Origin of the sequence: Micromonospora sp. A202, assembly GCF_006715105.1 — a bacterium.
GTDB lineage: Bacteria > Actinomycetota > Actinomycetes > Mycobacteriales > Micromonosporaceae > Micromonospora > Micromonospora zamorensis.
In genome coordinates this window covers 1,856,805-1,871,574 of record NZ_VFMP01000001.1, presented here as the reverse complement: position 1 = coordinate 1,871,574, position 14,770 = coordinate 1,856,805, and the positions used below count along the sequence as shown (strand labels likewise).

The 14,770-nt window shown below is 72.9% G+C and carries 11 protein-coding genes and 1 riboswitch; of the genes, 8 read left to right on the top strand and 3 right to left on the bottom strand.

All coding sequences use genetic code 11. The features are described from left to right. Positions 1-155: 155 nt before the first annotated feature. The 5 genes from FBZ33_RS08625 (at position 156) to FBZ33_RS08610 (ending at position 5,153) form a co-directional block, all read left to right on the top strand. Entirely contained in the window at positions 156-2,114 is a 1,959-nt protein-coding gene (locus FBZ33_RS08625; RefSeq protein WP_141908636.1) for an amino acid transporter, read from the top strand. A gap of 88 nt (positions 2,115-2,202) precedes the next feature. Continuing rightward, a riboswitch (SAM riboswitch) is annotated at positions 2,203-2,314 on the top strand. Positions 2,315-2,346: 32 nt separating this feature from the next. Then, positions 2,347-2,484: a hypothetical protein gene (locus FBZ33_RS32665; protein ID WP_185755253.1), complete on the top strand. Its 138-nt coding sequence runs from the start codon at positions 2,347-2,349 to the stop codon at positions 2,482-2,484. 132 nt (positions 2,485-2,616) lie between these two features. Further along, entirely contained in the window at positions 2,617-3,594 is a 978-nt protein-coding gene (locus FBZ33_RS08620; RefSeq protein ID WP_141908635.1) for an ABC transporter substrate-binding protein, read from the top strand. A gap of 39 nt (positions 3,595-3,633) precedes the next feature. Next, a complete protein-coding gene (locus tag FBZ33_RS08615; protein WP_141908634.1) occupies positions 3,634-4,413 on the top strand; it encodes an amino acid ABC transporter permease in 780 nt (259 codons plus the stop codon). Continuing rightward, complete coding sequence (locus FBZ33_RS08610) at positions 4,410-5,153, top strand: amino acid ABC transporter ATP-binding protein (RefSeq protein WP_141908633.1); 744 nt, start codon at positions 4,410-4,412, stop codon at positions 5,151-5,153. Before FBZ33_RS08615 ends, FBZ33_RS08610 begins: the two co-directional genes overlap by 4 nt. A gap of 27 nt (positions 5,154-5,180) precedes the next feature. Here the strand turns inward: FBZ33_RS08610 and FBZ33_RS08605 are convergent, their stop codons facing one another. Both FBZ33_RS08605 and FBZ33_RS08600 read right to left on the bottom strand, forming a co-directional pair. Then, positions 5,181-6,755, bottom strand: coding sequence for a Na+/H+ antiporter (locus tag FBZ33_RS08605; RefSeq protein WP_141908632.1), 1,575 nt, complete (start codon positions 6,753-6,755; stop codon positions 5,181-5,183). Between the two features lie 149 nt (positions 6,756-6,904). Then, positions 6,905-10,357, bottom strand: coding sequence for a BTAD domain-containing putative transcriptional regulator (locus FBZ33_RS08600; protein WP_141908631.1), 3,453 nt, complete (start codon positions 10,355-10,357; stop codon positions 6,905-6,907). Between the two features lie 137 nt (positions 10,358-10,494). Between FBZ33_RS08600 and FBZ33_RS08595 the strand changes: the two genes are divergently transcribed. From FBZ33_RS08595 to FBZ33_RS08585, 3 genes are all read left to right on the top strand, one after another. Then, positions 10,495-11,373 (top strand): alpha/beta fold hydrolase, encoded by an 879-nt coding sequence (locus FBZ33_RS08595; RefSeq protein ID WP_141908630.1) that lies wholly within the window; start codon positions 10,495-10,497, stop codon positions 11,371-11,373. A gap of 371 nt (positions 11,374-11,744) precedes the next feature. After that, a complete protein-coding gene (locus tag FBZ33_RS08590) occupies positions 11,745-12,194 on the top strand; it encodes a hypothetical protein (protein WP_141908629.1) in 450 nt (149 codons plus the stop codon). Beyond that, positions 12,194-12,586, top strand: a complete 393-nt coding sequence (locus tag FBZ33_RS08585; RefSeq protein ID WP_141908628.1) for a hypothetical protein — start codon at positions 12,194-12,196, stop codon at positions 12,584-12,586. Before FBZ33_RS08590 ends, FBZ33_RS08585 begins: the two co-directional genes overlap by 1 nt. Positions 12,587-12,607: 21 nt before the next feature. Here FBZ33_RS08585 and FBZ33_RS08580 read toward each other — a convergent pair whose 3' ends face one another. Then, positions 12,608-14,764, bottom strand: a complete 2,157-nt coding sequence (locus tag FBZ33_RS08580; protein WP_141908627.1) for a hypothetical protein — start codon at positions 14,762-14,764, stop codon at positions 12,608-12,610. Positions 14,765-14,770 lie beyond the last annotated feature (6 nt).

Here is a 14,770-nt window from a genome sequence, read left to right as displayed (position 1 = left end):
CCCGGCGACGCCCGGCACGGCGCACGCCCGCCGACCCGGGGGCGCTGCTTCCCCCCTGCCCCGGGCCCGAAACCCGCTGCGGCGGCCGCTGACTTCCGCGCACCGGCGGACGGGCGCCGTAGCGCGGGCGGATACTCACGGTGACCATGGGCGGGATGACGGGGGACGCGCCGGTGGAGGTCGACAGACGCGCGGGCCGGCTGCGCAGGTGGCTGCTCGGCACCGGCTCGGAGCAGCCCGTGCAGCACCCGGGGCCGCACGGGCGACCGCCGGAGCACCGGCACCACCCGTGGTGGAGGGTGATGTGCCTGACCGGCGTCGACTACTTCTCGACGCTCGGCTACCAGCCGGGCATCGCGGCGCTGGCCGCCGGAGCGCTCTCACCGGTGGCGACCCTGGTGCTGGTGCTGGTGACACTGCTGGGCGCGCTGCCGGTCTACCGGCGGGTGGCGGTGGAGAGCCCACACGGTGAGGGTTCCATCGCGATGCTCGTACGCCTGCTGAGCTACTGGCCGGGCAAGTTGCTGGTGCTGGTGCTGCTCGGTTTCGCGGCCACCGACTTCATCATCACCATCACCCTCTCGGCGGCCGACGCGACAGCGCACATCGACGAGAACCCGTTCTGGCCCAGCGGGCTCAAGGGACACGAGGTGCTGGTCACGCTGGTGCTCGTGTCGCTGCTGGGCGCGGTGTTCCTCAAGGGATTCACCGAGGCCATCGGGATCGCCGTCGTCCTGGTCGCGCTCTACCTGGGGCTGAACGCGGTGGTGATGGTCGACTCGTTGTGGCGGGTGGTGACGCACCCGAGCGCCGTCGAGGACTGGACGACCACGCTGAGCACCGGGCACGGCGATCCCTGGATGGTGGTCGGGCTGTCGTTGCTGGTCTTCCCGAAACTGGCGTTGGGGCTGTCCGGTTTCGAGACCGGGGTGGCCGTCATGCCGAGCGTACGAGGCGACCCGCAGGACTCCGAGGCTCGCCCGCTGGGCCGGATCCGCGGCGCGCGCCGGCTGCTCACCACCGCCGCAGTGATCATGAGCGTCTTCCTGATCACCAGCAGCGTGACGACCACCGTCCTGATCCCGCCGGAGGCCTTCCAGCCGGGTGGGCCGGCGAACGGCCGGGCGCTGGCCTACCTGGCGCACGAGCACCTCGGGGAGGTGTTCGGCACCGTCTACGACCTGTCCACCATCGGGATCCTCTGGTTCGCGGGGGCGTCGGCGATGGCCGGTCTGCTCAACCTCGTACCCCGGTATTTGCCGCGCTACGGCATGGCACCCACCTGGGCGCGTGCGGTCCGGCCGCTGGTGCTGGTCTTCACCGCGGTGGCGTTCCTGATCACGATCCTCTTCGAGGCTAGCGTGGACGCGCAGGGCGGCGCGTACGCCACCGGGGTCCTGGTGTTGATCACGTCGGCGGCGACGGCGGTGACGCTCGCGGCAAGACGGCGACGGCAGCACGGCCGCACCATCGCGTTCGGAACCATCGCGGTGATCTTCATCTACACCACGGTGGCGAACGTGGTGGAACGCCCCGACGGCGTCAAGATCGCGGCCTGCTTCATCAGCGCGATCATCGTGGTCTCGGTGCTCTCCCGGTTGTCCCGGGCCTACGAGCTGCGGGTCAGCCAGGTCGAGCTGGACCCGGTCGCGACCCGGATGATCGACGAGCGCACCGGGCGGAGGATCCGCCTCATCGCGCACGAACCCGACCACCGGGACGTGGCGGAGTACCGCGCCAAGCTGGCACAGACCATGGCGGACAACGACTTCCCCGACGACAGCGACGTCATCTTCGTCGAAGTGCACGTCACCGACCCCTCGGACTTCGAAACCGAGCTGCTGGTCCGCGGCAGCATGGCGGACCACCGCTTTCCGGTGCTCAGCCTGGCCAGCTCCTCGGTGCCCACCGCGCTCGCCGCCCTGCTGCTAAAGATCCGCGACCGGAGCCGGCGACGCCCACACATCTACTTCGAGTGGAGCGAGGGCAGCCCGGGCCGCAACATCCTGCGCTACCTGGCGTTCGGGCAGGGTGCGATCGCCTCGGTCACCCGGGAGATCCTGCGCCGCCAGGAGCCCGACCCGCGCCGCCGGCCGCACGTACACGCCGGCTGACCTGCGGGGCCGGGCACCCCGTCGCGCGCGGTGAGCGTGGTCATAACGACTGGACGACCCACCGGTGCCTGCTGCTAGCCTCGGCCCAGGTCATGAGCGCCAGCGCGAAGCCCCGGCTCGCTGGCCGGCAACCCTCCTCCGCGGTGGGGTGCCCCGGGTGAAGACCAGGCACCGGCACGACGTCGGTGCAAGCGTGGCCTGGCACCCAGGTCAGCACAGACCCGGGAGAACCATGCGCATCCTCAGCACCGCCCCACCGACCGACGTCGCGGAACTCCGCGCCGGTTGGCCCTCGCCGGCACTGACCCGGCGACGGCACGTGGACATGATGCGAATGTGCAGCGCCGCCTGTCGCGGCACCACGCACTAGAGCCGCCTGTCGCGGCATGACGCACTAGCGCAGCACTTCTCCCGAACCCTCTCCCTCACCGGTACGCCCATCGGGCGCACCGTCGGCGACGCACACCCGTGCGTGCCGAGACACGACCTCTCGGAGACACCCGTGCGACTTCTTCCTGCCCTGGCCCGTGCCGCAGCCCTCGGCGCGGCCACCATCCTGGCCGCCACCGCGCTCACCGCCTGCGGCGACGACAGCTCGTCCGACGCCACCGCCAACCCGTACGGCCTGGCTCAGCCGGGCGTGCTGCGGGCCGGCACCCTGACCGACGCCCCGCCGAACGTCTTCCTCAAGGACGGGAAGTTCACCGGCTTCGACAACGACCTGTTGACCGCCGTGGCCGGCAAGCTCGGCCTCACCGTGGAGTTCGTCGGCACCGACTTCTCCGCGTTGCTCTCCCAGGTCAACAACCGCAAGTTCGACGTCGGCAGCTCCTCGATCACCATCACCGAGGCGCGGAAGAAGACAGTCGACTTCGGCAACGGCTACGACTTCGGCTACTTCGGCCTGGACGTCCCGGCCGGCTCCCCGATCACCGGCTTCGACCAGCTCGCCGGCAAGCGGGTCGTGGTGGTGCAGGGCACCGTCCAGGACGACTACGCCACCGGCAAGCAGCTCGACCCGGTGCGGGTGCCGGACTACAACGGTGCGCTCAACCAGCTCAAGGCCGGCACCGCCGACGCGTGGATCGCCCCGGCCGAGATCGGCGAGAAGTCGGCCGCCGACAGCAACGGCAAGATCACCGTGGCTGCCAAGCAGCTCAGCCCGACGCCTACCGCGTACGCCGTCGCCAAGGGCAGCGACAAGCTGCGCGAGGCGCTGAACAAGGGCCTCGACGAGGTCATCGCGGACGGCACGTGGAGCCGGTTGCAGGCGCAGTACTACCCGGGCCGGCCGATCCCGGCGGACTTCACGCCGGGCAGCGGCACCGTGGCGGCACCGTCCGCGTCGGTTGCGCCGTCGGCGTCCACGTCCGTTGCGCCGTCGGCGTCCGGGTCCGTTGCGCCGTCGGCGTCCGGGTCCGTTGCGCCGTCGGCGTCCGGGTCCGTTGCGCCGTCGGCGTCCACGTCGACCGCGTCCTGAACCGGTGACGAGCGAGCAGGGCGGTAGGAGAGGCAACCGATGGATCCGTTGAGCACCCTGTGGGAAACCTTCTTCGACTGGGACGCGATGGGCGAGGCGCTGCCCGAGATGCTGACCGTCGGGCTGCCCAACACGCTGATCCTGGCGGTCTCCGCCGCCCTGCTCGGCTCGGTGCTGGGCCTGCTGCTGGCCGTCGCCGGAATCTCCCGCAGCCGATGGCTGCGCTGGCCGGCGCGGGTCTACACCGACGTGTTCCGTGGCCTGCCGGCCGCGGCCACGATCCTGCTGATCGGCGTCGGGCTGGCCCCGCTGGGCATGCAGGTCTGGGGACCGGATCCCTACCCGCTGGGGATCCTGGCGCTGTCGCTCATCGCCGCCGCGTACATCGGGGAGATCTTCCGCTCCGGCATCCAGTCGGTGGAGGCCGCCCAGTTGGAGGGTGCCCGTGCTCTCGGCTTCTCCTGGTCCGACTCGATGCGGCTGGTGATCATCCCGCAGGGCATCCGGCGGGTGCTGCCGGCCTGGGTCAACCAGCTCATCGCGCTGATCAAGGACTCCAGTCTGGTCTACTTCCTCGGCCTGGTGGCCAGCCAGCGGGAGCTGTTCCGGATCGGGCAGGACTACGCGGCCACCACCGGCAACGAGTCGGCGCTCCTGCTGGCAGGGGTGTTCTACCTGGCGCTGACCGTCCCGCTGACGCACGTCGTCAACTGGATCGACCGACGGCTGCGCAACGGTCGGCCGGTCGCCGCGCCGACAGACGAGGACGACGAAGACACCACCCCGGCGTACGCCCCGACCGAAGGAGACCGGCGATGAGCACCGACACGACCACCTCGGTCAGCCTCGACGTCCGCGACGTGCACCTCGCCTTCGGACCGAACCGGGTGCTGCGCGGCGTCGACCTCACGGTGCCGCGCGGAGCCACGGCCTGCGTGATCGGCCCGTCCGGGTCGGGCAAGTCCACACTGCTGCGCACCATCAACCGGCTGATCGAGCCGGACCGTGGCGACGTGCTGCTGGACGGACGCAGCGTGCTGGCCGACGACCCGGACGCGCTGCGGCAGCGGGTCGGCATGGTGTTCCAGCAATTCAACCTCTTCCCGCACATGAGCGTGCTGCGCAACGTCACCCTCGCGCTGCGCCGGCTCCGCAAGCTCGGCGAGGATGAGGCGGAGTCCGTGGCACGGGCCCAGTTGGAGCTGGTGGGGTTGGCCGGCAAGGCCAACTCCCGACCCGCTCAGCTCTCCGGCGGTCAGCAGCAGCGGGTCGCGATCGCCCGGGCGCTGGCACTTCGACCCGAGGTGATGCTCTTCGACGAGGCCACCTCCGCGCTCGACCCGGAGCTGGTCAAGGGCGTCCTCGCGGTGATGGCCGACCTGTCCGCCGCTGGCATGACCATGGTGGTGGTCACCCACGAGATGGGCTTCGCCCGGCAGGTCGCCGACACCGTGGCCTTCATGGACCGGGGCGTGGTGCTGGAGGCCGGTCCGCCCGGGCAGGTCTTCGAGCGGGCCGAGCATCCTCGGCTGCGCCGCTTCCTCGCCCAGGTGCTCTGAGCCGACCGGGAGCAGGGGCGCAGGTCCTCACTCGTTGGGCCCGCGACCCAGCAGCCGGATCTCCTCGTTGTCCAGCGCGGCCTGGAGCTCCTGAAGCACGAGATCGTCGATCTCCCGGTTGTCCCGCAGTCGGGTGACCTCCCGACGCTTGTGGGCGAGGACCCCGAGGCGCAGCCTGCGTTCCAGCCGGCGCTCCTCGGCCGTGCTCCCGCCACTCTCGCTGAGGTCCGCCAGATGCCGCTGGTACTCGGCTTCCAACCTCTGCACCGCCTCCTGCTGGGCGCCGATCTCGGCGGCGACCCGGGGAAGAGCCGCTAGGCCCACCTCCGTGGCCCGCCGCCGGGCGTTGCGGGTCTCGTCGACGCGTTCCGGGTCGCCGGTCAGCCGGGCCCAGCGCACCACCAGCGGCAGGGTGGTGCCCTGAATGAGCATGATCAGCACGATCACCAGCGCGGTGACGAAGATGATCAGGTCTCGTTCGACCACCGGTCGACCGGAGGCCGTCATCGTCGGGACGGCCAGGGCCGCGGCGAGCGACACGGCGCCCCGGAAACCGGCCCAGCCGGCAACTGTTCCCACCCGCCAGCTCGACGGCCCCTGGCTCGGGTCGAGGATCCGGCGGCGCCGCAGCTTCGCGACCTGCGCGGTCAGGTAGACGAATGCCAGGCGGGTGCCGACGACGACCAGGGTGACCATCACCACGATCAGCAGAGCCCGCTGGGCCGAGGTGCTGGTGATGCCCCGGACCGCGCGAGGAATCTGCGTGCCGAGCAGGACGAACAGACCGCCGTTGATCAGGAACGTGGACAGGTCCCAGAACGCGTACGCCAGCACCCGGGACCGGGCGCGGATCACCCGGGGGCCGGCATAGGCCAGCACCAGGCCGGCGACCACCACCGCCAGCACACCGCTGGCGTGCACCGAGTCGGCGAGCAGGAAGGCGCCGAACGGTGTCAGCACGCTGAGCGCGCCCTCGCGCAGCGGATCGTCGAGCCGTTTGCGGATCAGCACCACGGCGGCCCCCACCAGCAGACCGGCGACCACCCCACCGACGCTGGCACCGACGAACTCCTCGCCGATGCCCAGCACGCCCGGCTCCGCGCTCTGGCTGAGCAGACCCACGGCCACGGCGAAGACCACCAGCGCGGTGCCGTCGTTGATCAGGCTCTCCGCGTGCAGGGTGGTGAGAAGCTTCCGGGGCAGCCGTTTGGCGAGACCGGTGACCGCCGCCGCGTCGGTCGGGGCGAGGACCGCGCCGAGCACCCAGGCGGCGGCGGGATTCACCCCGAACGCCTGCGCGGTCAACGACACCGTGACCATGGTGAGCACCACCAGGACCACGGCCAGCAGCCCGATCACCGGCAGGTTGGCCCGGATCTCGCGCAGGCTGATGGTGAGGCTCTCCCGGTACAGGATCGCCGGCAGGAAGATCAGCAGCACCAGGTCGGGTTCCAGGGTCACCTCGGACAGCGGCGGCGTCAGGCCGAGCAGCACCCCGAACGCGATGAGCAGGACCGGCGGGGCGACCCGGTACCGACCGCCGAGGGTGGTGCCGATCAGGACGGTCGCGCCGAGCACCACGATCAGGACGAGCACCTCCACGGCGTACCCCCTTGATCGACGGCCGACGGTGGACGCGCCGGTGGTTCCATCTGACCGCACCCGCCGCGGGGTTCCGACGCGAATCGGCAAGTCGCCGCCGGCAGCGGGCGGCGGTCAGGGCGCGGGGGTGACGGCGCGGGCCCGGGCGGTCAGGGCGCCGGCGTGACTGCGCGGGCCCGGGCGGTGACCGCGCGGGCGGCGCGGCGGTGCGCGGCCGCTTCCTCGTCGCGGCCCAGCGCGTCGGCCAGGGCGGCGAGGTGCCCGGCCACCGGGCCGACGGTGAGCACCCCACTGCCGGCGGCCAGTTCATCCGCCGCCGGGAGCAGCTCGACGTAGACCCGTTCCATCGTGACCCGGTCCCCGAGGGCATGCGCCGCCTGGCCGACGAGGCAGAGCCGCGCCTCCCGCAGCAGATCGTGCGGCCCGTCCGGAAGGGTCCGCAGGGCCGCCTCGGCAGCGTCCCGGTCACCGTCGGCGAGCAGCAGCAACGGCCGCACCCACGGCTCGTGCGGCCCCCAGTCCAGATCCGCCCACCCGGCACCGCCGGGCCCCTCCGCCCACCCGGCGCCGCCGGGCCCGTCCGCCCAGCCCGCGCCGCCGGGCCCGTCCGCCCAGCCCGCGCCGCCGGGCCCGTCCGCCCAGCCGGCGCCGCCGGGCCCGTCCGCCCAGCCCGCGCCGTCGGGTCCGGGGATCGGCTGGTCCGGACCGGCGTGCGGCCGGTCACCGCCGACGGCCTCGGCGAGCCGCAGGCCGAGCAGGGCGAGCGGGAGCAACCCGCGGGTCAGGCCCGGCATGCCGTCGGCGCTCAGCCGGTCGGCAGCCAACCGGTACGCGTCCGCCGCCGCGGCCGGGTCGCCGTCCAGAGCCAGGCGCAGTGCCGCGTACCAGCTGGTGAAGACGCCGACCAGCGGCAGCTCGTACCGTTCGGCGAGGCGGTCGGCGGCGCGGGCGTGCGCATCGGCAGCGGGCCGGTCGGCCAGCGCGCAGTGTGCCTGGACCAGGACGAGGTGACCGAGCACCTCGAAGGTAACCAGCCGGTGCCGGGCCGCCAGGTCGACCAGTTCGGCGCCGATCCGGGCCCGGTCGGCGGCCAGGCCGACGCGGTCGAAGGAGTGCATGAAGCGGGCGTTGAGCGCGAAGGCCAGCAGCCCCGGGTCACCGACGGTCCGGGCGATCGTCTCGGCCTCGTGCGCCGCACGGCGGCCCCGGTCGGTGGTGGCGCCGCGCAGCTCCAGCGCGAGGGTGCTCAGCAGCCGGCTGCGCCGAGCCGAACCGGTCGGGCCGAGAGCGGTCAGGGCGTGCTCGGCAGCGCGGACGATGTGCCCGGAGAGCAGGTCGTCGTCGTTGCGCGTCCAGATAGCGGGCACGTCGAAGCCGGCCAGCACCTCCTCGATCAGGAGTGGATCGCCGACGGACTCGGCGGCGGTGATCGCCTCGGCACGCCGTCGCCGTGCCTCGGCCAGCCGGCCCGTCACGGCCAGCGCGCGTCCCAGACCGAGCAACGCCGTCAACCGCTCGCGCTGCTCGCCGGCACCAGCGCGGTCGTACGCCTCGATCGTCTGCCCCCAGAGGCGGGCGGCCTCGTGCGGGTTACCGCCCCGTTCGGCCTGCTCGGCGGCTGTGCGGGCGTACGCCGCAGCACGACCGGCGGCGACCGGTCCGCCTGCGCGGAGCAGGTGGTGCGCGAGCGCGGCCGGCTCCACGGGCTCCCGTTGTCGCAGCACCTCCGCGACGGCCGCGTGCCAGGCGGCGCGGCGCGGCGTGGACAGATCGGCGTAGAGCGTGTCGCGGACCAGGATGTGGGTGAAGCGCAGCCGCCCGTCGGGCTCCCGCTCGGTGAGGAAGCCGGCCTGAAGGGCGCGGTCGACGGCGTCCAGCACGGCGGTGGGGTCACCGGCCAGCGCACCGAGCACCTCCGGGTCGAGGTCCCGGCCGAGCACGGCTGCCTGCCGCAGCACCGTACGCGTCGGCGTGGGTAGCTGCGCCAACCGGTGCCGGATCACGTCGCGCACCCCGGGCGGCACCGCGGCCAGCGCGGCCTCCCCCTCGCTCGCGTACAACTGGGCCAGTTCCCGGACGAAGAACGGGTTGCCGCCGCTGCGATCGTGGATCAACCGGGCGGTGGCCGGGTCCAGTGCCGCACCGACGACGGCTCGGGCCAACTCGTCGGTCGCCGACACGGGCAGGCCGGCGAGATACTCCCGGATCGGCTCCAGCCCGGCGGCGCGGGCCAGGGCGGCGGTCAGCTCGGGGCTGATCTCGGTGGCTCGGTAGGTGCCGAGGATCAAGACCGGCCCGGTGGCCGGCTGCGGGCCGGTGAGCAGGGCGGTCAACAGGTCCAGGGTGTCGCCGTCGGCGCGGTGCAGGTCGTCGAGGACCAGCAGCACCGGCCCGCGGTCGGCGACCGCCGAGACCAGTGACGCCACCGCACGGTGTCGGCGAAAGCGCGTCCCGGCGGGATCACCCGAGCCATCGTCGGCAACAAGGCCATCGGCCGGTCCGGCGAGCGCGTCGGTGATCTGGGTCCACGGCCAGGCCGGCGGCGCGCCCTCGTACTCCGGGCTGCGTCCCCATGCCGTGGTCCAGCCCTCGGCGGCGAGCCGCTCGGTGAGGGTCTCGGCCATCGCGGTCTTGCCGGCCCCCGGGTCGCCGCTGAGCAGCGCGAGGGTGGGTTCGCGGCGGCGGGACGCGGCCTCGGCGGCCTGCCGCAGGCGATCCAGCTCGGTGTCCCGACCGACGAACGGGCGCTGCCGCGCCGGACCCGGTTCGACGGCTCGCACGGGGCTGGGGGTGGCGGCGTCGTCGAGGGCCGGGGTGAGGTGCGGCGCCTGGGCCAGGATGTCGGCTTCCAACCGGCGCAGCTCGGGCCCGGGGTCCACGCCCAGTTCGGTCACCAGGACGTGTCGCGCCTCGCGCAGCGCGGCCAGCGCATCGCCCTGTCGCCCGGCGCGGTAGCGGGCCACCGCGAGCAACCGCCAGGCATCCTCGCGCAGCGGATAGCTGGCCAGGTGGGCCGGCAGGTCGGCGGCGGCCTCGTCGGGCCGACCCAGTGCCAGCAGCACCTCCGCGCGCCGCTCGACGGCCAGCATCCGCAACTCGTCCAGCCGGTTGATCTCGGCGACCGCCCAGGGCTCGTTGGCGCAGTCCGCGTACGCGGGCCCGCGCCAGAGCCGCATTGCCCCGTCGAGCGTCACCAGGGCCGGCGCGGGACGTCCCGCCGCCAGCAACCGGCCCGCCTCGCCGACGGCCGCCTCGAACTGTCCGGCGTCCACCGCGTCCGGGGCGGCCCGCAGCACGTACCCGGGTGGCTCGGTGACCAGGATCCGGGGCGGCTGCCGGGGTGGTCGGTCGGGCTCCAGGGCCCGGCGCAGGTCGGCGACGAAGGTGCGGATGGCGCCCACCGCGCCGTCGGTTGCGACCTCCCACAGGTCGTCGACGAGACGTTCCACCGGCACCACCCGCCCGTGGGCGATCAGCAGCCGCGCCAGCACCAGGCGCTGCCGGTGCCCGCGCAGCGGGGCCGGGCCACGCGCGGTCACGGCGGTCACCGGCCCGAGGACGCCGAAGGTCACCGCGTCCGGTGCCGTCGGTTGCCTGGTCATGGCATCAATCTAGGCGCGCCGGGCGGACCGCACTGACTCGGCACTGATCGCCCGCTGATCACCACCGCGCAGGCTCGACCAGGTACGACGGCGAGGGCCACCGCCCCTGCCGGCACCGCTCACCAGGAAGGTTTCCCGTGGACCCCAGGATCAACGGATTCGACTACCGCCGTGTGACAGTCGCCGACGGTGTGACGCTCAACGTCGCCGTGGGCGGCTCCGGGCCGGCGATCGTGCTGCTGCACGGCTTTCCGCAGACCCACCTCATGTGGCGGCACGTCGCGGCCGACCTGGCCGCCGACCACACGGTCATCTGCCCCGACCTGCGGGGTTACGGCGACAGCGACAAGCCCCTCGACCCCGACGGCGACGGGTACGCCAAGCGCACCCTCGCCGCCGACGTCGTGGCGCTGGCTGCCGCGCTCGGCCACCAACGGTTCGCGTTGGCCGGCCACGACCGTGGTGCCCTGGTCGCGTTCCGCGCCGGTCTCGACCACCCGGAGGTGATCAGCCATCTCGCGCTGCTCGACGTGGTGCCCACCCTCGACACGTGGGAGGTGCTGCACGGCACCTCCGCCGCCGTCGCGTTCCACCTGTACCTGATGGCACAGCCGCCCGGTCTGCCGGAAGCGCTGATCGGCGGCAGCCCGGACGCCTTCTTCGGCCATTTCCTGGACGTCTGGACCCGTGATCGGGAGGTGATGCCGGCGGACGTCCGGGCGGAGTACCTGCGCGCGTCCCGGGAGGCGGTCACCTCGATCGTCGCCGACTACCGGGCGTCGGCCGGGATCGACGTCGCCCACGACACCGCCGACCGGGAGGCCGGCAACCAGCTGCGGGTGCCGGTGACCGTGCTCCAGCAGGACTGGGGTGCCGCGCTGGGCTACGACGCGGCCGCGGTGTGGCGCGCCTGGGCTCCGGATCTGGAGCATCGGACGGTCACCTGCGGGCACTTCATGGCGGAGGAGGCACCCGCCGAGGTGGTCCGGGCACTGCGGGCCCTGCTCGCCCGCTGACCCGATCGGCGACCCGATCGCACCATTGTCACCCTCGGCAAGATATCCGACACTCTTCGTCACCGAGGTGATGGTGCGGTCGGGTCGCCGCGCTCCGAGCGACCCGACACACTCGAATCCGGCACGAAATGGGCTCTGAGCTGCGGTAACACGACGTTGCACCTGGTGGACGACAACCGGTCATCGGTGCTACACAGGCAGATATCGGCAGCCAACGACGGCGAGTCGCAGCTTTCTCGCTCAACGACCGTCCACAGGCAGCGCACCAACGGGCCACGCCGCACGGAACCGCCGCTCCACAGTCGCGACCCACCGAACGGCACCGGCCCACCGGCCGCTGCTGGACGCCGGTCCTCGACCAAGGAGTTGCCGTGGGAAACCTCCGTATCCGATCCCGCCACCAGCCGTACGAGATCGCTGTCCTGGCCGCGGCACCCGTCTGTGGCGTGCTGATGATGACCCTCGAGGTCCGGCCGACCTCCGTGCAGACGGCCATGCCGGTGCCCATCCAGGTCGCCTGGGAGCTGGGTCTCATCGCGGTGGGTGTGGGCGGGCTGCTGGGCATCGTGTGGCCCGGCCGGCTCTCCACCGGGCTGGGAATCGAACTCGCGTCCGTGCTGGTGCTCGGCACGATCACCGGCATGTACGCGGTGTCCGTGGTGGCCATGTCGGGCCGCCAGTCCATCGTCGCGACGTCGTTCGTCGTCGCGGTGACGATCGGGTCGCTCTGGCGGGCGGCGCAGATCGCCGTCGACCTGCGAAGGCTGGCCCAGGCATGCGAGCTGGTGAGCTACGAACAGTTGCAGGCGGGTGTCACGTGATGACTTCTCCGGCGCCGGCCGCACCGCACTGGGTGCAGATGGTGCTCAGTGTGCTCGGCATCCTCGGCGGCGGCACCGGCCTGGCCGCGATCGCCACCGTGGTGGTGCAACGGGGCAAGTTCAAGGCCGATGCCGCCGACACCCTCACCGAGGCCGCCCTCACCCTGGTGCAGCCGTTGCAGACCCGGATCACCCAGTTGGAGGGTGAGGCGCTGAACGCCCGCTCCGAGCTCAACGTGCTCCGCGAGCAGGTCAACCAGTTGCAGTTCCTGGTCCGGATCCTCAACCGGACGCTGGACCGCTGGCGGGCCGCGATCCGTGCGCCGGATGCCACATTGCGAAAGGTCCGAGCGACGGTGGCGGAGACCGACAGGTCGACCGAGGACGGTTGACCGGCACGCGGTCGGGAAGCCTCAGTGACGGAGGCGTCGGGCGAGCTCGCTCATCGCCGCCCGGAAGTCGGGATCGGACTCGCCCGGATGGTGCCCCCGCACCGGTGGCGGACGGCGCTCCCCCGGAGGAGGCAGCAGGCCCTGTGGATCCCGTAACCGCCGGTCGACCCGGCCGGCCGGGTCGGCGGGGTCCGGGGGCGGATCGCCGGGCCGGTGTGGGGCGAAGATCCAACCACCGACGGGGTCGGTGTCCCGCCACAGGTTGAGCCACCGCCACTCGACACGGTCCCCCACCGCGCGGAGCACCGTCTCGTTGAGATAGGCCGGAAAGAGCCGGGCGTACAGGCGGTCCAGCGGCGACCCGTAGGTGAGCAGGACGACGCGCTGGCGTACCCGCGGGGGCAGCCGCAGCACCGCGAGAGCGAGCAGCACCGACCCGTGGCTGTGCCCGCAGAGCAGCACCCCGTCGTGCCGCTCGGTCAGGTGGGTGATCCGGTCGGCCAGCTCCGGCACCGCACGGTCGGCGTAGCTCGGCGGTGCGAACGGGTGCGCGGCCCGGGGCCAGAAGGTACCCAGGTCCCACAGGATGCCGACGTGCCGGCGGAACCACGCCGTGCGGTAGGCGAACACGCCTCCGAGGATCAGGGCCACCAGCACCGCGGCGACGAGATAACTGCCCAGGGCGAGCCCCATGCCGACGGCCCCGGCTGGCAGCCCGAGGACACGCCACGCCAGTTGGTCCGGTGCCAGGTCGGTCAGCCTCAACAGGCTCGTGGCCAGACCGATCACCGAGAGGGCCGCGTACGTGATCGCGAGGAGTCCCAGCCACTCGACGAACCGCGCGCGGGCGACCGCCCTCGTCACCTGTCGCAGCCGCTCGGCGCCCTCCGGCCCCACCGCCGGGAAGTCGCGGGCGGTGATCGCCGCCGCCGCCCGCCACCGGCGGCGTCGCGACAGGAGGGTCAGCCCACCGCACAACACCACGCCCGCGATGACGTGCACGAAGAAGGCCAACAGCGTCCACTGGTACGGCAGCGGCGGCCCACCGTCACCGCGGTAGCCGCCGAGCAGGTTGCCGCTCTGGTAGACGAGGTTGGCGGCGAACGCGCTGCCGAGGCCGACCGCGATGGCCGCGACCACCGCCGCACCCAGCCCCCGCGGCAGCGCGTTGCGGCGGCCTCCCCGGCCCTGGTGCCACAGCACCAGCCCGCTCAGCGCCACCAGCAGCGTCATCTGCGTGAGCAGCGCCCAGTTCACGACCTCGTCGTAGCCCGGCAGCCCGTCCGACGACGGCCAGGGGCGCTCATCGAGGGCGACGGCGACGAGGGTGGCCACGCTCAGAGCAACGGCCACCGCGCCCACCGTGCTGGCGGTCCGGGTGACCATCCGCATGGTCGCCGCCCGGTCCAGCAGGCCGGGGACGGCGAGCAGAACGGCGCAGACCGGCAGCACCGCCGCGCTGAACGTCAGCAGCACCGTCGTCGAGGCCGTCGCACCGCCGGCGGTCCGGGCCACGAGCAGCATCAGGTTGAGCACCGCGAGCGCGGCGGCGACGTGGACCGCGCGCAGCCGTCCCACCATCGGCTCGACGGCCCACAACGGGTTGCCGGCCGGACGGGGCCGACGGGTGCCCAGCAGCCGGAGGAAGGCGACGGCAGCGATCGGCAGCAGTGCGAGCACCGCCAACCGCGGCCCGACCTCCCGTCCGTCCAACCCCGCCATGGTGTCGAAGGGACCACGGCACCGGGCCGCGCCCAGACACCGCCAGGCGAGCAGGTCGAGGGCCACCCCGCCGATGGACACCACGTACAACACCGTGAGGTTCAGGGCGAGGAGCCGGCACAGCACGGTGACCCCGGCGCCGCTGCGACGGTCGGTCGGCCGCATCCAGACCGCCACGTTGCTGAGCATGAACGGCAACAGGAAGACCAGCGAGAGCGTCCGGGCCACGGTGCCCGAGGGCAGGTCACCCCACCGGTACGCCTCCAGCGTCACACCGTCGGGCTCGGCGTCCTCCGATTCGGCGGCGCGGTGGAAACCACCGCTGTCGTCACCCGCGACCTGCCGGACGTGCGCCCGACCGAGGACCTGCTCCGGTCGCGCCCCCGACACGCCGTGGACCCGCAACTCCACGACGTCGTGCCGACCGGGCCGCTGCTGGTGCGGCGTGTCATCCATCGGCGC